22 protein-coding genes are annotated in these 20,361 nt (G+C 42.0%); 13 read left to right on the top strand and 9 right to left on the bottom strand.

The window, feature by feature from the left end; translation table 11 throughout:
• Nucleotides 1-25: 25 nt before the first annotated feature.
• From B5354_RS11045 to B5354_RS11005, 9 genes are all read left to right on the top strand, one after another.
• Complete coding sequence (locus B5354_RS11045; protein WP_079528750.1) at nt 26-1,168, top strand: DEAD/DEAH box helicase; 1,143 nt, start codon at nt 26-28, stop codon at nt 1,166-1,168.
• Nucleotides 1,169-1,202: 34 nt separating this feature from the next.
• Nucleotides 1,203-1,949: a CAP domain-containing protein gene (locus B5354_RS11040; protein WP_139377107.1), complete on the top strand. Its 747-nt coding sequence runs from the start codon at nt 1,203-1,205 to the stop codon at nt 1,947-1,949.
• 166 nt (nt 1,950-2,115) lie between these two features.
• A complete protein-coding gene (locus B5354_RS11035) occupies nt 2,116-3,138 on the top strand; it encodes a LacI family DNA-binding transcriptional regulator (RefSeq protein ID WP_079529150.1) in 1,023 nt (340 codons plus the stop codon).
• 2 nt (nt 3,139-3,140) lie between these two features.
• Entirely contained in the window at nt 3,141-4,097 is a 957-nt protein-coding gene (locus tag B5354_RS11030) for a sugar kinase (RefSeq protein WP_079528744.1), read from the top strand.
• A gap of 4 nt (nt 4,098-4,101) precedes the next feature.
• The gene (gene hxlA, locus B5354_RS11025) at nt 4,102-4,755 is read left to right on the top strand and encodes a 3-hexulose-6-phosphate synthase (RefSeq protein WP_079528742.1); all 654 of its coding nucleotides are present in this window, start codon (nt 4,102-4,104) and stop codon (nt 4,753-4,755) included.
• Nucleotides 4,724-5,278 carry a 6-phospho-3-hexuloisomerase gene (hxlB, locus tag B5354_RS11020; protein ID WP_079528739.1) on the top strand — a complete coding sequence of 185 codons (555 nt, stop codon included), beginning with the start codon at nt 4,724-4,726 and terminating at the stop codon, nt 5,276-5,278. Before hxlA ends, hxlB begins: the two co-directional genes overlap by 32 nt.
• 180 nt (nt 5,279-5,458) lie before the next feature.
• A complete protein-coding gene (locus tag B5354_RS11015; protein ID WP_079528737.1) occupies nt 5,459-6,487 on the top strand; it encodes a TRAP transporter substrate-binding protein in 1,029 nt (342 codons plus the stop codon).
• Nucleotides 6,488-6,546: 59 nt separating this feature from the next.
• A complete protein-coding gene (locus B5354_RS11010; protein ID WP_079528734.1) occupies nt 6,547-7,026 on the top strand; it encodes a TRAP transporter small permease in 480 nt (159 codons plus the stop codon).
• On the top strand, nt 7,023-8,312 hold the full coding sequence (locus tag B5354_RS11005) for a TRAP transporter large permease (RefSeq protein ID WP_176142464.1): 1,290 nt from the start codon (nt 7,023-7,025) through the stop codon (nt 8,310-8,312). The genes B5354_RS11010 and B5354_RS11005 overlap by 4 nt, the downstream gene beginning before the upstream one ends.
• A 37-nt stretch (nt 8,313-8,349) precedes the next feature.
• On the opposite strand, the gene B5354_RS11000 is transcribed toward B5354_RS11005, so the two are convergent.
• The 8 genes from B5354_RS11000 to B5354_RS10965 form a co-directional block, all read right to left on the bottom strand.
• Nucleotides 8,350-8,976: a hypothetical protein gene (locus B5354_RS11000; protein ID WP_079528732.1), complete on the bottom strand. Its 627-nt coding sequence runs from the start codon at nt 8,974-8,976 to the stop codon at nt 8,350-8,352.
• A gap of 211 nt (nt 8,977-9,187) precedes the next feature.
• A complete protein-coding gene (locus B5354_RS10995; RefSeq protein ID WP_079528729.1) occupies nt 9,188-9,937 on the bottom strand; it encodes an alpha/beta hydrolase in 750 nt (249 codons plus the stop codon).
• A 109-nt stretch (nt 9,938-10,046) separates the two neighbouring features.
• On the bottom strand, nt 10,047-10,667 hold the full coding sequence (locus B5354_RS10990; protein ID WP_079528727.1) for a response regulator: 621 nt from the start codon (nt 10,665-10,667) through the stop codon (nt 10,047-10,049).
• 175 nt (nt 10,668-10,842) lie between these two features.
• Nucleotides 10,843-11,835: a zinc-binding dehydrogenase gene (locus B5354_RS10985; protein WP_079528724.1), complete on the bottom strand. Its 993-nt coding sequence runs from the start codon at nt 11,833-11,835 to the stop codon at nt 10,843-10,845.
• Nucleotides 11,832-12,788: an ArsA family ATPase gene (locus B5354_RS10980; RefSeq protein WP_079528721.1), complete on the bottom strand. Its 957-nt coding sequence runs from the start codon at nt 12,786-12,788 to the stop codon at nt 11,832-11,834. The genes B5354_RS10985 and B5354_RS10980 overlap by 4 nt, the downstream gene beginning before the upstream one ends.
• Before the next feature lie 43 nt (nt 12,789-12,831).
• Entirely contained in the window at nt 12,832-13,098 is a 267-nt protein-coding gene (locus tag B5354_RS10975) for a cory-CC-star protein (RefSeq protein ID WP_079528719.1), read from the bottom strand.
• A 15-nt stretch (nt 13,099-13,113) separates the two neighbouring features.
• Entirely contained in the window at nt 13,114-13,491 is a 378-nt protein-coding gene (locus B5354_RS10970) for a hypothetical protein (protein WP_079528716.1), read from the bottom strand.
• Nucleotides 13,492-13,559: 68 nt separating this feature from the next.
• The gene (locus tag B5354_RS10965; protein WP_079528713.1) at nt 13,560-15,296 is read right to left on the bottom strand and encodes a carbon starvation CstA family protein; all 1,737 of its coding nucleotides are present in this window, start codon (nt 15,294-15,296) and stop codon (nt 13,560-13,562) included.
• 227 nt (nt 15,297-15,523) lie between these two features.
• Between B5354_RS10965 and B5354_RS10960 the strand changes: the two genes are divergently transcribed.
• Genes B5354_RS10960 through B5354_RS10950 form a run of 3 tightly spaced genes read left to right on the top strand, consistent with a single transcriptional unit; the run spans nt 15,524 to nt 18,248 of the window.
• Nucleotides 15,524-16,129 (top strand): anthranilate synthase component II, encoded by a 606-nt coding sequence (locus tag B5354_RS10960; RefSeq protein WP_079528710.1) that lies wholly within the window; start codon nt 15,524-15,526, stop codon nt 16,127-16,129.
• Nucleotides 16,126-17,877 (top strand): aminodeoxychorismate synthase component I, encoded by a 1,752-nt coding sequence (gene pabB / locus B5354_RS10955; protein ID WP_342742991.1) that lies wholly within the window; start codon nt 16,126-16,128, stop codon nt 17,875-17,877. The genes B5354_RS10960 and pabB overlap by 4 nt, the downstream gene beginning before the upstream one ends.
• Nucleotides 17,877-18,248, top strand: a complete 372-nt coding sequence (locus tag B5354_RS10950) for a thiol-disulfide oxidoreductase DCC family protein (RefSeq protein ID WP_079528707.1) — start codon at nt 17,877-17,879, stop codon at nt 18,246-18,248. Before pabB ends, B5354_RS10950 begins: the two co-directional genes overlap by 1 nt.
• Before the next feature lie 242 nt (nt 18,249-18,490).
• Here B5354_RS10950 and B5354_RS10945 read toward each other — a convergent pair whose 3' ends face one another.
• Nucleotides 18,491-19,489: an NADP-dependent oxidoreductase gene (locus B5354_RS10945; protein WP_079528705.1), complete on the bottom strand. Its 999-nt coding sequence runs from the start codon at nt 19,487-19,489 to the stop codon at nt 18,491-18,493.
• A gap of 109 nt (nt 19,490-19,598) precedes the next feature.
• Between B5354_RS10945 and B5354_RS10940 the strand changes: the two genes are divergently transcribed.
• Complete coding sequence (locus B5354_RS10940; protein WP_079528702.1) at nt 19,599-20,342, top strand: GNAT family N-acetyltransferase; 744 nt, start codon at nt 19,599-19,601, stop codon at nt 20,340-20,342.
• The last annotated feature ends 19 nt before the right edge of the window (nt 20,343-20,361 follow it).

Here is a 20,361-nt window from a genome sequence, read left to right as displayed (position 1 = left end):
GTACTTAAAGGAGAGACAAGCAACTATGAGTGATTCGAATAAATCAAGCTGGTTTCAAAACATGGCCCCTTTTTTAAAGGAAGCGTGGGAACTGTCAAATTTTGAGCAGCCAACCTCTGTTCAGCAGAATACCATTCCTCTTATAAAGTCAGGCAGAGACGTGATAGCGGAGGCACCTACAGGGAGTGGAAAGACACTGGCTTATGTATGGCCGCTTCTCGAACAAATTGATCCTGCAAAGAAGCATACGCAAGTACTTGTCCTGGCCTCTTCTCATGAACTAGTGATGCAAATTCATCAGGAGGTCCAAACATGGTCAAAGAACAGTGGGGTAACCAGTGCCACTCTAATTGGCGGCGCGAATGTGAAACGACAAATTGAAAAGCTTAAGAAAAAACCACAAATGGTTATCGGCACTCCAGGCAGGGTATATGAATTAATGAAACAAAAGAAATTGAAAGCACATGAAATTAAGACGCTTGTATTGGATGAGGCAGATCAACTTCTCGTCCCTGAGCATATGGAGACTGTACAAAACATTGTAAAGGCTACCCTTAAAGAACGACAAATTCTCCTTTTTTCAGCTACTTTACCAAATGAAGTAGAAAATACTGCTCAGGAATTTATGAAAGAACCTGAAGTTATTCGTATCGAGAAGGAAGCGTTAAGACCAGATGCTGTACACGCTTATATTTCTACACAGGATAGAGATAAATTAGAAATCCTTAGGAAGCTGGCACGAATGGAATCGTTTAAAGGGCTGGCTTTTGTAGGGGATATTGGCAATCTAAGTGTTTATGCTGAAAAAATAAGATACAAAGGACTTTCACTGGAAATTCTTCATAGCGATGCAAAAAAGGAAGAACGAGCTAAAGCTTTGAAAAAGTTTCGTAATGGGGATATTTCACTTTTGCTGGCAACGGATGTAGCTGCTCGCGGGCTGGATATTAAAGATATCACCCATATTATAAACTTAGATGTACCTAAATCCCCTTCTGATTACATTCATAGAGCTGGACGTACAGCGAGGTTAGGGTCAAACTCAGGGACAGTAGTCTCACTTGTAAACCCTGTAGAAGAGAAGCGCCTGAAAAAATACGCAAGAAATTTTAGCCTTCGTTTGGAGAAGAAAGAAATGCATAAAGGAAAATTAATGGATTGTAAATAACAATCTTGATTTTTATGCTAAAGGAGTGAAGGGTTTGCTTAAGAGGTTATCAATCATTTTTGTTTCGGTTTTAGCTTTAGTTACCTTGACTACCCCTGCTTTTGCCTCGGAGCAAAATAACTGGAAGATAGAGCAGATTGGTGCCCAGTCTTTTGAAGAATGGACGAACCAAATACAGGAGTGGCTGTCAGAGCAGAACTTTGAATTTAGTAAAGAGCGGTTTGAGCAAAATTTTAATATCCTCTTTAATCCTGAACAAATTCCTGAAAATCAGCAGCCGCAGCCGCAGCCGCAACAGTCAGAAACGGAACAGCCTGAGGTTGATGCTCCGCAGGCAGGACAAGAGTCTCAAAGGTCATCACAAACTCCCGCAAAAGTAGAAAATGGGGCAACATCCAACTATGAAGAAAAAGTAGTTCAGTTGGTGAATGAGGAACGAGCAAAAGAGGGTCTAGCTCCATTAACCATGCACAACCGTCTTAGTGACCTAGCACGTATGAAGTCACAGGATATGGCAGATAAAGGATATTTCAGCCATACGTCGCCTACCTATGGCTCACCTTTCGATATGATGAAACAGTATGACTTCAGCTATTCAGCTGCTGGTGAAAATATTGCTGCTGGCCAGCGAACACCACAAGAGGTTGTAGAAGGCTGGATGAATTCTCCGGGCCACAGAGCCAACATAATGAATGAACACTTCACCCATATCGGTGTAGGATATGTGGAAGGCGGCTCATATGGTACGTATTGGACACAGCTATTTATGAATCCTAGATAAGTAAATGAAGAGACAGACTCTCATGAATGAGGGTTTGTCTTTTTTTATAGAAGGAGAATCTATAAATTTTGAAAAAGGGGTTGTAAAACGCTTACAAGGGTCCTATACTAAACTAAACCGGTTTACTAAACCGATTTACCAAACTTGCAGAAGATGGAGATTTAGTATGAAAACAGTAACTATGGCCGATGTTGCAAAGCAAGCCAATGTGTCGAAAAGTACAGTGTCGCAATATTTAAATAAACGCTATGACTATATGGGGGAGAAGACAAAGGCAAGAATTGAACAGGCCATTAAAGAACTTGGCTACCAGCCTAATATCGTCGCCAGAAGTTTAAAGCAGAAGTCAACAAAAACAATCGGAGTGATTGTTGCCAATATTCTGCACAATTTCTCGACTGAAGTTAGCAGAGCAATAGAAGACGTTTGTCATAAGGCAGATTTCCATACGATCATATGCAACGCAGATGATGATCCAGATAAAGAAAAAAAGTATATCGAAATGCTAAGAGCCAAACAAGTAGATGGATTAATTATATTTCCAACAGGAAATAACCGAGACCTTTATAGGAACATGCTCGATCAGAATTATCCCGTTGTTTTTGTCGATCGGTCAGTTCCCGATATCCCTATTTCCTCTATTATGCTTGAGAATGAAAAGGCTTCAGAGCTTGCAGTTGATTATCTAGCCAAAAAAGGACACAAACGAATCGCGATGATTACTACACCGATGAATGAAAATGTTTCCTCTCGTGTTGAGCGGATGGAAGGTTATAAGCGTGCTCTGCAGTCACATGGATTAGACGGAAGGGAGGATTATATTCGAAGCATCGATCCTGAGCAGGTAGAGGAAATTCTTAAGGGAATGCTAGCTCTTGACCAGCCTCCGCAAGCGATCCTAGCCGGAAACGATCTTATTTTAAAAGAAGTGCTGACATTTTCTAAACTCCACCGTTTCAAGATCGGCGAGGACCTTTCGGTAATTGGGATTGATGATGTACCTTATGCCAGTTTCTATTCTCCGGCTATCACTACGATAGCTCAGCCGACATTTAAAATGGGAAAAATGGCAGGAGAACTTTTGCTGGACAAAATAAACAAAAAATCTACGGTTGATAAACGACCGGATTATCACTTTGCACCAACATTAATGGTCAGAGAATCTGTTAAGGATCACAAGGAGGACTAGCCATGAAGAAAGATGTAATCACAATTGGGGATGCGATGATCACTTTTGATCCTTCACATAATGGACCAATGAGGTTTGCCTCCTCGTTTGAAAGAAAGGCAGGAGGAGCAGAATTCAACTTTGCGATAGGCTGTGCAAGGCTTGGCTTATCAACGGGATGGATCAGCAGGTTAGGCAATGATGAGTTTGGAAAGTTCATTCGTAATTTTGCTAGAGGGGAAGGGGTGGATGTGTCACGTGTACAATTGCTGGATGACTATTCTACCTCGCTCAACTTTAAAGAGATTCGAGCAGATGGAAGTGGACGAACTTTCTATTATCGCGATCGCTCGCCAACCGAAGCGTTATCGGAAGCAACCCTTGATGAGGAGCCGTTAAGACATTGTAAACTGTTCCATGTCACAGGTGTATTTGCCGCCATTGACCCTGATAAAAACATCCCGCTGCTGAAACGGGCGATCACGATTGCGAAGGATCATGGTGCAGCTATTTCGCTTGATCCTAATATCAGGCTCAAACTGTGGAGTCAAAAGCAGGCGAAAATGGGATTAACAGAACTTCTTCCCTATGTAGATGTTTTGTTAATAGGCGAGGAAGAAGCTGACTTGTTGTTTGATACTCATGATCCAGATGAACTTGTTCAAACCTGTAAGCCTTACGGAATTTCAACTGTTGCGATAAAGAAAGGTGAAAAGGGTGCAACTGCTTATCAACAGGGCGAAATGATTCAAGTCGAAGCCGTATCCCCTAAAAAAGTTGTGGATACAGTAGGCGCAGGAGATGGCTTTGATGCAGGATTTGTTTACGGTTTATTGAAAGGATGGCCGCTCGAACGGACGGTTCAATTCGCTAATATTATTGGTTCGATGGTTGTAAGTGTCTACGGAGATAATGAAGGATTACCTGAGCTTGAAGATGTATTGGTGAAGCTTGGAGAACGAGAATTTATCGAGAGGTGAGACAATGAATCTCCAATTAGCATTGGATAGACTGACCGAAAAAGAGTGTCTTCATATTTTAGCTGATACGAATGAATCGCTCGACTGGATAGAAATCGGTACAGGAGTCATAAAAGAGTATGGTCTGGCAATTGTCAGGAACATAAGGGAAGCTTATCCAAATAAGGTGATTGTAGCAGATATGAAAACGTGCGATGCAGGCAAGCACGAGGCGATCCAAGCTTTTGAAGCTGGGGCTGATATTACGACAGTCATGGCATTTTCAGCAGATCAGACGATTGCAGACATGCTGGATGTGGCCAGAACTTATAAAAGCAGAGTGATGGTGGATTTGTTGGGTGTTCATGATCCGTCACGAGTTCAACAGCTTCATCAATTAGGTGTAGGCCTCGTTAGTCTTCATTTTGGCAAAGACATGCAGAAAAACGGCAGCATGGACAGTCAGTTGTTTGAGTTGGTCAGCCATTATCCAGATCTTGAGGTAGCTGTGGCTGGAGGAATCAATCTTGAAACTTTACCAGAAATTCTACCGCACCAACCTGACACGTTGATTGTTGGAGGTGCCATTACGAAACAGGAAAAACATAAGCAGGCTGCTGCAAAAATCAAGGAGGTCATGAACAACTATGAAGCAAACCATTCACACCGTCACTTATGAAATTAGCCAGGTTCTTACCAATATTAGCGAGGATCAAGCGATGCAATTATCACGCTCATTAATGAGAGCAAAGCAGATTTTCGTCGCGGGTGAGGGCAGGTCGGGACTAATGGGTAAAGCTTTTGCTATGAGATTGATGCATGCCGGATACCACGTCTATGTAACGGGGGAAACGATCACACCCAATATCCAGGAGGACGATTTGCTGATTGCCATATCCGGCTCAGGCTCCACAGATTCAATCTGTCAGTTCGCAAAAAAAGCGAAAGAGCAGGGAGCAAAGGTAACAGCCGTTACTACCGACGTAAATTCAAACCTCGCAGACATGAGTGATGAGATGCTTATTATTCCAGCTGCAACTAAAAAAAGGCGTGAAGAGGAACCGACGACGATTCAGCCATTAGGCAATCAATTTGATCAATCCTTACATTTACTGCTGGATGCGATCATTATTTATACCATTGAACAGGCAAAGAAGACGGATAACGAAGAAATGACAAAACGTCACGCAAATCTTGAATAGGGGTGGAGGATGAATACATCTCAGAAAATACTGGAGTTTAAATATCGTTCGTTTATTCGCAAGACGGATATGACGGTGTATCTGTGTTGGCAAACAGTACGTTGAACTATTATCAGAAGTCTAATTAACTATTTTATGTAAGCGTATTCAGCTAATATCAAGTTAAAGGAGGGGACTTTTATGAGGAAAACATTATTAATCTTGCTGCCTGCCATAGTTCTGTTACTTCTTTCATTGACTGGATGTGGAGAGCGTGTAGCAGGTGGAGCAGAAGATGATGGAGATATAAAAATCATTGCTGCTCATAATCAAACCTCACCAGAGAATCCCTATCAATATGGCATGAAGGAATTTGAAAGGGTAGCTGAAAAGAATGAAAGCATTGAGGTAGAGGTCCATGCAGGAACGCTGGGTACCAGTGAATCCGAACTCGTACAAAAGCTCAAACTTGGTGGAGCGGATGTTGTACTTGTCTCACCTGGATTTATGTCAAAAACAGGCATAAAGGAAATTGATTTGTTTGCCATGCCGTATGTTTTTAAGAATTATGATCATTGGGAACGAGTGGTTGACGGCGAGGTCGGAGAGCGAATGGCTGAAATTATCAATGAAAAATCCGACAATGATTTTAAACTACTAGGTTATTGGAGTGCCGGAGTACGTCATTATTATGGCAAGAAACCCCTTGAATCGATTGAAGACATCGATGGCATGAAGTATCGGACTCAAACATCCGGGGTTATTGCGAAGTACTGGGAAGCAACAGGCGCTGTGCCGACCTCTGTAGCCTGGGGAGAACTGTACCAGGCCTTACAGCAAGGAGTTGTCGATGCTTCTGAGAACTCTTATCCTTACTTTGTTCAGCAGAATCACCATAAAACCGAGAATGGTAAATATATTACTGAGACAGGTCACGATTATACGACCCGCTTCTTGCTCATCAATGGAAATAAATTTGACTCCTATACGGAGGAGCAGCAAGAGGCAGTTCTAAAGGCGGCTAAAGCGTCTGTGGAAAAAGAGCGAGAAATCGTCAAGAAGCAAGAAGAGGAATACAAGCAGAAGGCTATTGATGAAGGGGCAAAAGTAAACCAAATTGACCGTGAACCATTTATTAAACTGGCGAAGCCTATTCAAAACGAGCGAGCAAAGGAAATAGGTGTAATGGAGTTATTGAAAAAGATTAGGGAGTTGAAAAAAGAAGGCTAAAGGAGGAGGTGAGGTGATCCTTCCCTTTAACCCTTTATATGAGGGAGAGTAGAGAGAATATGTTTATTAAATGGCTTGAAAAAATTCAATTAACGATTGGTGTTTTGTTTCTTTTAGTCTTTTTCATCACGGTTATTATCCAAGTGGTTACGCGTTATATAGGTGTTTCTGCGATTTGGACAGGTGAAGTAGCTACCTATTCCTTTATTTGGTCCGTATTTATGGGGGCGTCGGTTATGCTCAATAAACGGGAACATTTTAAATTCGATCTTCTATTGAACAAATTACAAGGAAAAAGTAAAAAAACTCTTTATCTTATAAATGACCTCATTTTATTGTTGTTTACCTTTGCGTTATTTTACTTTGGCATCATCGTCTCCGAAAGCTTCTGGAACTTCACCTGGGTTTCCTTACCACAAATGAAGATGGGATATGTATGGATTTCAGTACCGATCATGGGAGGAACCATGGTGATCTATACACTGGCACATATGATACGAAATGTTAGAAACTTCTCAAAAAGGGAGGTCATCGAATGATTGGTATAGTGTTAGTTGGCTTATTTATCATTTTAATGGTGATAGGAATTCCTATCGCGTTTGTTATAGGAATTGTATCACTGCTTGGATTCATGAATATCCCTTATATCCCTGAGGCTATGGTTCCTGTGAAAATGCTCAACGGCCTTGATTCATTTGTGCTGTTGGCTGTACCCTTATTTATTTTAGCCGCAAACTTGATGAATAGCGGCCAAATTTCCCAAAAATTGATCGATTTTTCCCTTTCGATTGTAGGTCACATTCGCGGGGGACTAGCTCATGCCAATATCTTAGTGTCTATGTTGTTCGCCGGAGTGTCGGGAGCAGCTCAGGCGGATACAGCCGGAGTTGGCAAGATTCTAATTCCCAATATGAAAAAGCAAGGGTATGATACGGAAACGGCGGTTGGTGTTACTGCAGCTTCCTCTACAATAGGTGTGATCATTCCTCCAAGCATACCGATGATCATTTTCGCAGGATTAACGAATGTCTCGGTAGGGGCGTTATTTTTAGTAGGCATTATTCCAGGGATTCTTGTAGGAGTCGGAATGATGGTGCTCGTTTATTTTCTCTCATTGAAAAATCAATATCCGACCTATCAGCGAGCATCGATGAAGAACTTCATTAAAAAATTTCTTGATACTATCCCAGCCTTAATGACCCCTGTTATTTTAATTGGGGGAATTATATCAGGGATTTTCACAGCAACGGAAGCCGCTGCTTTTGCTTCCATTTACACTGTCTTTGTGGGCATGTTTTATTACAAGACCCTTAAGTTAAAGGACTTTCCGAAAATATTAGTCGATACACTTACACTTAGTTCATTATCACTATTTGCCCTGGCCGCAGCAAGTGCTTTAGGTCAACTGATGAGCTATTATAGACTATCGACCTGGGCAGAGCAGTTCTTTGCCAATAATATCGATAGCAGATGGCTCTTCTTATTGATTATTATCGCGTTCTTCCTCTTTATAGGAACATTTATGGATGCCATTCCAGCGATGATTCTGTTTATTCCTGTTATTTTACCCGTAGCGATTAGCTTTGGTATTGATCCAACCTTGTTAGGAATTGTTACCATTATGACTTTGGCGGTGGGACTAGTTACACCACCGTATGGATTATGTTTGTTACTGGCTGCAAAAATAGGGAAGCTGCCGATTGAACGTTCCTTTAAAGCCGTTATTCCTTATATTACAATCGTTGTTGTGGTGCTTCTCGTGGTGGCATTCGTACCGGGAGTAGCCTTCTATGTACCTGAATTAATAAGTCCTGATTTATTTTAATGGAAGCAGACAGGGGTGAAGCACACCCCTGTCTGCTTTAAACTTTTTTAATGCGACGTACATATCCCTCAACTCTTCTGCGATCGGTTTTCTTATCAGCCCGGAACCATTGGTGAAAGAGGACCATAAGTGTAATAAGCATCGTTGCGAGTCCCGACCACATAAATCCGAGCGTCGGAGCAGAGGGATAGTACACAAATGATAGTTGATGATAGGTAAAGAAGAGTAGCGTGGTGCCAGTAAAGTAAGCGAATTTGCTCGAGTAAGCTATTGGTTTATGGAATGAACAGTTTATAAGCAGCGGTCCCCAATAAATAATAGAGCAGATTCCCAGAATGATGATGTGAAGAGCAACTCCCAAATTGTTAGGGAGCATGAGCAGTACTTCATAGCTGAGCAATACACCGAGAAAGAATACAGCCATACTTATAAGTAACCTGTGACTTCCCTTTAGAAAAATCCGCAGGGAACTGCGAAACCACAAGTTATGTTTGTTGGCGTATAAAATGCCAAGCGGAGCAAAAAGAAAGGCCAATAAACTTCGTGATGTGTTCAATACGGGATAGACGAACAAACTGTTAATCGTTAGAATGCCAACTACAAACAAAACAGCAAGTAATACAGCCAGAGTTTTTCCGGAGCGGAAAATTGCGGTTTGTTGCACGCCATCATCTCCTTGGAGTGTTGCAGATTTATTTCCCTTGCTAGCATTTATTAAACCTCAAAAGGATATCAATTAGTTTGTCAACTTTTAAGTGATTTAACATAGGAAAATAAAGTCATCTATGCTCTTCTAAGGAAAGTTCAACACGGCGGTAAAATTCGTGCATAGACAGCAGCACCATAAAACGGCAATTTATTTCCTTCAAAACAAGTTAGGACATATTCAGCCAATCTGAAAGCATTTCCTGCACTGATTCAAGGTGATTCATGAAATGATGCTCAGCACCGTCAATTACTTTTAGCTTGGAGTTCTCGGGAAGCCACTTCATTCCTTGTTTTGTTATAGGCACTAAAATTTCCTCCTCACCCTGGTTTCCATGGATAAGAAGAATCGGGCAAGAGATCCGCGAAAGCAATTGTTTTTGATTACATTGTTCAAAATCAAGCAGCATTTCTTTTGATATGACCACTTCGTCCCGATAAGGATCAGCAACTTCTACTGAAAAGTATCCGGTTCTATGTAGTTCGGCGAGTTTCTCCCCAGTAAAGTGGTCTGGCCAGTGGTAATGTACAGGCCCTGTTCCTGCCCCTGTTAAGATCATAGTTTTAACGTATTTGGGATGGTAAGCCTCTAGACAAACTCTCGCCCCTAGGCTGTGCCCGTAAAGGACCATTTCAGTGAAACCTGCCGTACCAGCATAGTTAATAGCCGACGTGAGGTCATCCACTTCATTAGCCAATGTCAGGGGAGTATCATCACTTTCCCCACACCCGCCAAAGTCAAAGCGCAGTACACTATAACCGAGTTTGTAAAAGGTAGAGGCAAATAAATCAAAGCGACCGCGAGAAGAACGATTAGAAAGAAAACCATGACACATAATAACGATCTGATTCCCTTCATTCCTATACAAATCACCAACCAAAGTCAGCCCCCTGCTGTTAGAAAAAGTAACCCTCTGCATACAGCATCCCCCCTTTCTCAATAAAGTAAATTCCCTTTAAATTCCACCTCAGGTCATCCAAATATTACCATGATGCGTAAGAAAGCGGAAGTGACTGTGCAGGCTTCCGCTAATTGGTATACCATCTATATAGTTTCTTTGGTCTGCCAATTTTTTGGTGGTCAATGACTTGTTTAACTTTCCCTTCTTTTAACAAATACATGAGGTAGCGGTAGACGGTAGGATACGCTAGTCCAATTCCTTTTGAAATGGTGTCGACCGAGTTCGCCCCACGATGGTCCTTTAAAAAATCGGCGACGGAATCCAGTGTTCCTTTACTAATTCCTTTGGCACTATATACATCTTCATCGGTTTCCAGCTGTTTCCTCATATTTGCAATCTGGGCATGTAAATGGATTCGGGAGATTATATCAAGTTCCTTCACAGGTTTCAACGCAAAATCTGTAGCCCCAGCTTTCATAAATGATTCGGCAGCTTCTTTGCTGTTATCTTCTGTCAAGATAAGGATTGGAATCTGTTGATTCTCAAGACGCACTTTCTGAACTAACTCTAATCCATTTATAGCAGGCATATGATAATCCGCGATGATAATATCATAATCATGTTTACTCAGTTGATTAAGTCCTTCTCGTCCATTCGATGCAGTGTCTGTCTCGAGACCGTCTCTCTCACATAAATCCTTTAGAAATGTACTAAGCGATTGATCATCGTCCACAATTAAGACTTTCATATCTTCACCCCTCTCTCAGAAAATGCTACATGCCTTTCTTTGTTACGTTGAAGTATTAATACTATTAATAGTATAATTTAGCGGCTTTTATCGCAATGGTTAAATAAAATAGGCTTGGTAAAGAAGAAAAGTCATACGTAAACAGCCCCGCGGTGATTACCGCAGGGCTGCTTCTTCATCCTATTGAAAAACCTATTTTTCCGAAATTTTTCGTTTCCTGAAGGTATTCAAAGGCTTCTTTATATTGAGATAAGCTGAACATACGATCGAGTTCAGGCTTAATACCGTGCTGTTCAATAAAAGAAAGCATGTCAGCGAATTCCTCGGCACTTCCCATCGTTGAGCCAAGCAGATTGAATTGACCATAGAAAAACTTACGAATATTAATCGTGACTTCGTCCTCTGTAGTGGCTCCAAACGTCACAATCGTTCCACCTTTTCGAATGATAGAAAGGGATTGTTCAAACGTTGCGCGCCCCACGCTTTCTACTAGCAAATCCACCTTCTCATTCTTTAATTCTTCGTTCCAGTCTGAGTTGGTCGGGATGGCGATGTCAGCTCCCAGTTCTTTTGCTTTCTTTAGCTTCTCTTCATGTCTGGATGTAACGATCACTTTTGCTCCAACAGCTTTCGCAAATTTCAATGCAAAGGTGAGTACACCACTTCCGATCCCAGGAAGCATGACCGTGTCTTCTGGTTTAATCTTCCCTCGGGTAAACAGGACACGATAAGCTGTTAATGCTGCAAGAGGCAGAACTCCCGCCTCTTCCCATGATAGATGTTCAGGCTTAGGGACAATATTGTCGGCAGGCACTGAGATATACTCTCCAAAGGTGCCGTTGTCAGGGAGGCCCAGGATGTCAAATCCTTCAGGTGGTGCATCACTAGTATGCTTCCAGCCTAGCCCTGGATTGATGATTACTTCATCCCCCTTAGTAAGGCCTTGAACGTCTTCACCCATCTCTTCAATGATCCCAGCTCCGTCTGAACCGAGCACCAGGGGCGGCTGATCCGTTTTGTGTCTTGAAGTGACAGCAATGTCTCTACGGTTCATCCCCGCCGTTTTGAGTTTCACTTGAACCATCCCTTTTTGGACAGCCGGTGCGTCTATGTCCTGCAATGATAGTCCTTTTAATCCTTCCTGTTCTGCATGTACAATAGCTTTCATTTGTGCGTTTCCTCCTTAGTCAATGGTTGCAAATGAGAAGCAAAAATAGACAATTTGTCCATATCCGCTACATCTTCTTCGAACAATGGCACGTTAATCGTTTGCTGGTTTGAAAAACTTTCTTGAATTTGGTTTAAATAGTCCTGTTCCTGTTTCCTTCGTCTTTGTAAAAAAGCCCCGTCTGCATGGTCAGGCAATACTTTGTTGACGATCAAGGTTTTAATGTGAAGATGGTATTTATCTAACTGTTTAATGGCCTGTTGTGTTTCGAGGATTGGAAGCCGTTCAGGAATGAGAACAAAAATAAACCCGGTCTGTTTCTCATCTAATATAATTTTTCGTACAGCTGAAAATTTCTCTTTCCGCTTCTGCAAAATCTCATAAATCGGATCGTCAATGGGCTCGCCGTCATTAAGGAGTTCAGTATAATTGTCATTGATTTTCTTTCTGCGTTCAAGCATTCCGTCTATCCAGACACTCATTAACTCTGGCAATGTTAACAACCTGATCGTGTGGCCGGTCGGGGCTGTATCAAATATAATTTTATCAAACTCATCTGCTTCTTCCAGAATGATGGAGATCAGCCGGTCGAACAAAGCAGCCTCGTCTGCACCAGGAGAAGCACTGGCCATATCAATTTGCCGATGAACCTCTTCAACCATTTTTGATTTTACTAACCCTTGGAGGTTATCCTTCACACCTTCAATGTATCGTTTGGATTCCCGATCTGGATCCACTTCCATTCCCCATAAATTTTCTTCAAGACTGGTTTTCTCATGCTTGATTTTTTTATGGAAAATATCTCCCAGGTTATGAGCGGGATCTGTTGAAACAACTAGTGTTTTATGACCAGCGCGGGCAAAGGCAACGGCGATTGCAGCGGAGGAAGTTGACTTTCCAACACCACCTTTGCCGCCGACAAATAGGATGTTGTTGTGGTATAAATCATTCATCATAAGACCCCTTTGCAATCAATAAGTTTGATGTGTTGGTTTATTAGCAGCAGCGGATTCCATCCAGCGGTGATTTTTCCATTCCCATCCTTAAGTGCCAGTCGTGAAACTTTTCAATAATGTAGGGGTATAATTCAAGGGTGTAATAAAAGGCAGGATTTGGGATACCGAGCATATCAGAATAGATGAGCAAAAGAAACAAGTCATCTTCATCTCTAAGCTCTCTGGCAATTTCATTTTTGTGGGGGAGGCTCAAGACTTCATCATAAAATTGTACTAGTTTTTTTAACGATAGCTTTTTGTTACCCATAGCTTTTTTGCCTCCTTACGAATGCTGCATCTCATTTATTAGTGTATCACAGCTTTCTAAGTTTTCCGTCAACTTACCATTGATGAAGACCGCATTGTACTTAATGTGAAGAGTTAAATGTTTCACCGCTTCCATCATAGTAATGTATCTACCCTTCACTTGTTGCAGAAAATACACTCCAATAGCAAGAATATTTCTCGGGTCAAGAAAGGTAATCGATATATTCTCTCCATATGTTTGCTTCATATTCCTGTAAAACTCCCCCATGAGCAGTCGGTCTTGGTCATGGTGTTTGAACTCATCAGCCATTTTGATGAATCCATCTCCGCATATTCCTCCGCAGCAGCCCATTCCTATTTCTTTTTCAGCACGTATAATCATGAGGTGAATCATTTGTTTGCCTCCTAAAATAAGAGAAAGCCGCACAATGGAGAAGTGCGACCTTCTTTTTATTTTATTTTCTAAGCACTTTTTTCGATATTATTATCTTTTCCATTAAGAAGGGCCGAGGCTGCCGTTAACAGAATCCAGATAGTGAAGACTAGGATGATCGCGCCAAAGCTGAATAAAAGCCAATCACTTCCTGCTGCCCATGGTGCCCATTCTGTAATCACCTGATCAATCATAGCCCATAGTGTCATAAACATGATGAACAGCATTGGAATGAGGGTCGGCCAATAGTTCCTGCCAAGTCGTTTTAACCAGATAGAGATCAGCAGCAAACTAATTCCTGCCAGCAGCTGGTTCGATGTACCGAACAGCGGCCACAGGAGATAGCCCCCGGATCCAAACCCTTTCGGCCCTTGCGGAATCAATGTTAATGCCGCACTTGAGACAACGGCAGCCGTTGTAGCAACATGTGCTTTTGTCAAAGGTTTAAAATTATATTCGGTTCCCAATTCTGAAATGATATAGCGCATAAGCCGGACAGAAGAATCCAGAGTAGTGGCAGCAAAACTAACGATGATAACAGATACTATAGTTGATGCTACAACAGATGGGATGCCAAGGCCTGTAGCTAATTGGGCCGCTCCTTGGATAAACACAGTCAGGCCAGCCCCGCTTGCTTCTGTAAAGCTGCTGTACGTGGCTGAAAATTCTCCAGCTGTAGGGAAGAAGGTAATAACAGCAATGATCGCTATTAAAGCCAGGGACCCTTCACCGACAGCGCCCAGGTACCCTACGAAACGTGCTTCCTTCTCATTGTTCAGCTGCTTGGAGGTCGTTCCGGATGATACTAAACCGTGAAAACCAGAAATGGCTCCACAGGCAATGGTTATAAATAAGAGCGGGAACCAGGAAACGTCTGCTTGCGCATTACTGACAGGTGCTGTTACTTCCGGGTTCGTAAACAGCAAGCCTAAATAAAGTAATCCTAACCCGACCAATAGCTGGTGAGAGTTAATGTAGTCTCGCGGCTGCAAGAGCTTCCAAACTGGTAAAGTTGAAGCGATATACACATAAACCATCAACACAACAATCCATACGAAGAAGGCCATGGACGTGGCATTTGCCCCCATGAACGTGGTGGCGCCTTCCCCGCCGAAATATTTAACTAAATCAATTTGTAAAACGGGCACATAGCTGGCCACAATGGCTGCTAAGTACATCACACCAAGGGCAACGACCGATGGGAGTAACATACTGCCTTTTTTCTTATACACACTGTATCCGATCCAAACAGCAAGTGGAATTTGAATAAAGACAGATACGACACTCGCTGGGAACGAGATGAATAAGTTTGCGATGACCCACGCAAAAACAGCGTTAACCATCAGTACTAATAATAAAATTATAAATAAAAATAATTTCTTTGCTCGTTCGCCAATAAGCTTACTTGCCAATGTACCCATGGATTGACCCTTGTTTCGAACAGATAAGACCAGGGTTCCAAAGTCGTGAACACCTGCCGCAAAAACAGTTCCGAGCAGTACCCAAAGAATTGCTGGCAGCCAACCCCAATAAACAGCTATAGCTGGTCCGACGATAGGGGCTGCTCCGGCTACAGAAGTAAAGTGATGACCCCATAAAACAAATTTATTAGTAGGAACAAAGTCAACCCCATCCTCGTACTTATGGGCAGGGGTTACATAGTTTGGATCCAAACGGTAAATCTTTTCAGCAATGAACTTTGAATAATACTTATAACCTAATGCAAAGATGATAATTCCAGCAATAGCCAGCCAAATACCACTCATAAAATCCCTCCTTAAATTGTAGACGCTATTCTATATGTATACGCTTACACTTTATAAGTATTATACTACAAATTTTCAGTCAATTTCAATTTAGTTGACTGACTTATCTAAAAATTAAATCTATCATTCTTTTTATAGTTTCATAGGCTTCACAGTTGTTTCGTGAATTTATAGTGTTGAAGAGGTACAATAGTAAGAGAGGTATTCATTCGTAAAAGGAGATTACTATGATTGTAATGATTGATAACTATGATTCATTTACCTATAATTTGTCTCAATATTTTCGACTTCTGGACGAAGATGTAGTCGTTTATCCAAATGACCAAGCTACCATTGAGGAAATAGAGCATTTAGCTCCAGACTTGCTTGTGATTTCACCAGGCCCGGGACATCCTGTCGAATCAGGAATTTGTTATGAGGTGTTGAACCATTTTTATAGAACAATACCAATTCTCGGGATTTGCTTGGGTCACCAGATTATTGTTGATTTTTTTGGAGGGAAGGTTGCAAAAGGAAAGCGTCCGATGCACGGTAAAGTCACCATGATGACACACGATGGAAAGTCTATTTTTCATGGTGTTCCATGTGTGGTTCAGGTGACCAGGTATCATTCGCTTCAAACTCCGGCTGAAGATCTTCCGTTGTCATTAGAAATTAGTGCTATGTCAGAAGATTCAGTAGTTATGGCGGTTCGTCACCATACCCATCCTGTTGAGGGAATTCAGTTTCATCCGGAGTCTATTTTGACGGAGCATGGTTTCCAAATGTTAAGCAACGCTTATGATCGGGCCCTGTTTTTTCAAAAAACAGAGGAGGAGGGAGTGCCAATATGAGTATGAATGAACCTCATCTGTTCTTTGAATTTGCTGATGGGGAGGGAGTAAACCAGCCTATGCTGTTCACAAATCCTCATCACATAATAAAAGCGAACTCATTAGAAGAAGTCCAAAATGCTTTCCTCCAGGCGGAAGCTGCTTTAGCAGAAGGATTTTATGTAGCAGGGTGCGTTTCCTATGAAGCAGCGCCTGCTTTTGATGCGGCCTTTAAGGTGAAAGTAAAAGGGGACTGGCCGCTAATTTGGTTTGGAGTGTTTACTGAGCCAAAGTCTGAAGCACCTGCTCTTTTATCACAGGATTTTTCAGTTTCATCGTGGAAAATGGATACAACTTTTGAGGAGTATCAAGGGGGAGTTGAGAACATTAAAGAAGCTATCGAGCGAGGGGACACCTATCAAGTTAATTATACAACTAGGCTTGAGGCAGTTTTTGATGGTGATGCATTTGGTTTCTATAAACAGTTAGCCGATAACCAACAATCTTCGTATAGCGCTTATTTGTCTCTCGATGGTCACCAGAAGATTTTATCAGCTTCGCCAGAATTGTTTTTTCGTAAAAATGGTCAGCATTTGGTCACGAAGCCAATGAAAGGGACGGCTAAGAGAGGACGTACGCTTGAAGAAGATGAAGCCAACAAGCAGGAATTGAATGTTTCCGGTAAAGATCAGTCAGAGAACTTGATGATTGTTGATTTATTGCGAAACGATGTGGGAAGACTGGCTTTACCGGGCACTGTTCAAGTACCGAGGTTATTCGATATTGAAACCTACCCCACGCTCCATCAGATGACATCAACAGTAGAAGGGGAGCTGCCTGAAGGTACAACTATGTATCAAATCTTTGAAGCTTTATTTCCTTGTGGTTCGATAACAGGAGCCCCAAAAGTCCGTACGATGGATTACATTGCTTCGATGGAAACTTCTCCAAGAAATATTTATTGCGGTGCCATTGGTTACATGACGCCACATCGAGAAGCTGTCTTCAATGTTCCAATTAGAACTGTTTTACTTAATAATGGCAGTGCCGTGTACGGAGCTGGTGGAGGAGTAACGTGGGACTCAACGACGGAAGGTGAATATGAAGAACTTCACACGAAAGCAAGGTTATTAACAGAAGGAAGACCATCGTTTAAGCTTCTGGAGACGATGCAGCTTAACGATGGAGTTTACCCTCTCCTAAACCGCCACTTGAAGCGTATCAGTCACTCGGCACGGTACTTTCATTATGCTTTTAATGAAAAAGATGCTACTGCTAAATTGCAGCAGCTTGCCCAACATTTCTCTCAAGGGTTATACAAAGTGCGAATGCTTAGTAACCAACAGGGGGATATTGAGCTTGAAACTGATGCCATTAATGTTTCGCCTGAAGAGGTTTTATGTACGGTGGCTCACAGGCCAATAGACCTTAGCGATCCGTTTCTTTTTCATAAAACAACCCACCGGAAAGTCTATGAGCAGCATCAGGATGAAGCAGCTAAGGGGAGTTACGCGGTGCTGTTATGGAACGAACGTGGGGAGATGACTGAGTTTACCACAGCAAACCTGGTAGTGAAGCACAAAGGGGCGTACATTACCCCGCCAATTTCAGGTGGTCTGCTGGCAGGGACGTTTAGAGAGGAATTGTTAGCCCAGGACCAGGTTAAAGAGCAAGTTATTTATAAGGATGATCTCGCTTCATTCGAAGGGGTATGGATGGTCAATGGAGTAAGAGGCTGGATAAAAGTCCGATTCGAGGAGGATAAATGATGAAGCATATCGTTTTTTATGATGCAGCGTGTCCTTTTTGTTTTAATGTTAAACGGATTTTGCGTAAGTTTGACTGGTTGAATCAGCTGAAATGGGTTTCTGTTCAGGAGGTTGAAAAGGAGAATGGAAAGTATCCTTACTTGAGCGGGCGCAATGTAAAAGATGAAATCCATATGCTTACAAAACAAGGTGAGCTAAAGGCAGGATTTGGTACAATTCGGAAGTTATTATTACTATTACCCCCGATTTCTTGGATAGGGTTGATCTTATACCTTCCCGGAATGGAACGGCTTGGTTCTCCACTTTATAAATGGTTCTCCAGCCATCGTTATCAATGGTTTGGTCAATACGATCAGCCGCGATACCAATAATACTAGGGGACAATGTGCAACAGGATCCATCAGAGATATGGAATGGCAAAAAATTAAAGGGGCTGGGACATAACTAACTATTTTAAGTGAAAAGGCGAACGATATGCAGTTGAAGCGCAGTATATTTTCGTAGCGGTTTAAATGCACCGATCATAATTTCTACTTAGTTCGGATTTTCATCTTATAAAACACTTTTGTCCCAGCCCCATTAATCTACCATAGCAATTTACAGTCAGCTGTACTTAGGATGAAGCAACTTTAACCAGTTGTTTACCTGTATTGTTTCCTTCAAAGAGACCAAAGAAGGCATCTGGAATGTTGTCAAACCCTTCATGAATCGTTTCTTCATAAGTTAATTTTCCTTGTTTCAACCAATTGGAAAGGTGCTCAAATCCTTCTTTAAAACGGTCCCGATAATCTCCAACTACGAACCCTTTAATCGTAGCGCTGGATTTGATCAAATGCATTTGAATGCGCGGTCCTTGATCATTAGGAACATTATAAGATGCAATTGCACCACATTGTGTAATACGTGCAAATTTATTTAACAATGGATAGACGTGATCAGATATCTGTCCTCCGACGTTATCGAAGTAAATATCTACACCATTGGGACAGGCTTGCTGAAGAGATTCAGCGACATCTTCTGTTTTATAATTGATTGCTGCATCTGCTCCTAATTCATTTACAAGATAGCTTGTTTTGTCATCACTGCCTGCAATTCCGACTACGTGGCAGCCGAGAATTTTCCCGATTTGTACTACGGTAGAACCTACAGCCCCGGCAGCACCAGAAACGACAAGGGTTTCTCCTTCTTTTGGCTGCCCGATATCAATAAGGCCAAAGTAAGCAGTAAGACCAGGCATTCCTAGAATTCCCAAGGATGTAGTTACAGAACCTAGGGACGGATCCACTTTTCTAATTGAGTCAGCAGAAGCAACGGTTACTTCTCTCCACGGAAGCGAACCTGTAACGATGTCACCTGCAGAAAATGCTTCTGTGTTTGATTCGACGACTTGTGCCACAGCGCCGCCTTCGATAGGTTCATGTAATTGAAAAGGGGCAACATACGACTTCGCATCGTTCATGCGGCCTCTCATATAAGGATCAACCGATACATACAGCAGTTGAACTAGTACTTCGTCATTTCCGGGCTGCTGGGCATCAGCCTCTACAAGATTAAAGTGCTCATGGGTGGGAGTCGCATACGGTCTTTGAGCCAGTTGAATTTCTCTGTTCATTCTCCTCATCCTTTCCATTATTTACAATCCTATTGTATCGCATCCCACGGGTGTGATTAAAAGGATAGGCTTGGCTTACATAATATTTCTTATTATTGAGGAGGATACTATGAAGGAAAATGCCTTAAATAGATCGAATCTATATAAAAAAGTAAAGTTTGTTGAAGGAGAGAATTTTACAATAGTAGAGAACCTCACTCATTTATCAACAGGGCAGCTTCTTAAACTGTTAGACTATCTTGTTCATGATGTTCGCTTTCACCAAGCAGCTACACTCTCTATTTTGCTGCCATCTCCTTCGGTAGTGGTAGAAGAGAAATTGGGAAAATTGGGATTTACATTGCATGACGTCACAGTTTCTGTAAAAAGAGACCTATCAGACATGGCTCCGCCAGAAGAACCATTTACCTTACGAGTTTTAGAGGAAGGGATGGAAGAGTCCTTTAAACAGGTATGGTCTCAATCTATGGAAGGTTCATTGAATGCTTCCTCGAGTTTAACGATGGATGAACAGTTTAACAGTGTAGAAAAAGAACTCGGTCCTAACTATAGGCATACATGTCAAATGGTATATGAAGGCGCTAAGCCCATAGGAGTGGTGATGCCGCATATAGAACCTGGAACAACAGGAGAAGGGCGATTGTTCTATTTCGGCCTTATTCCTGAAAAGCGGGGGAAAGGGAAAAGCAGGGCATTGCACCGACAAGCTTTATCCGTTCTGCGGGATGAGTTCAATGCCGATTATTATATGGGCTCGACCAGCTACCGAAATGAACCAATGCTAAAAGTATTTGATTACAATGGGTGTCATGAGGTAGACCGGAGTAACTTGTATGAAAGGAAAATGAGGTAGGTACTGCTCGTTTATGTTT

Origin of the sequence: Halobacillus hunanensis (genome assembly GCF_900166655.1) — a bacterium.
In the GTDB taxonomy this organism is placed as follows: domain Bacteria; phylum Bacillota; class Bacilli; order Bacillales; family Halobacillaceae; genus Halobacillus_A; species Halobacillus_A hunanensis.
This window is presented reverse-complemented; position numbering and strand designations above follow the sequence as displayed.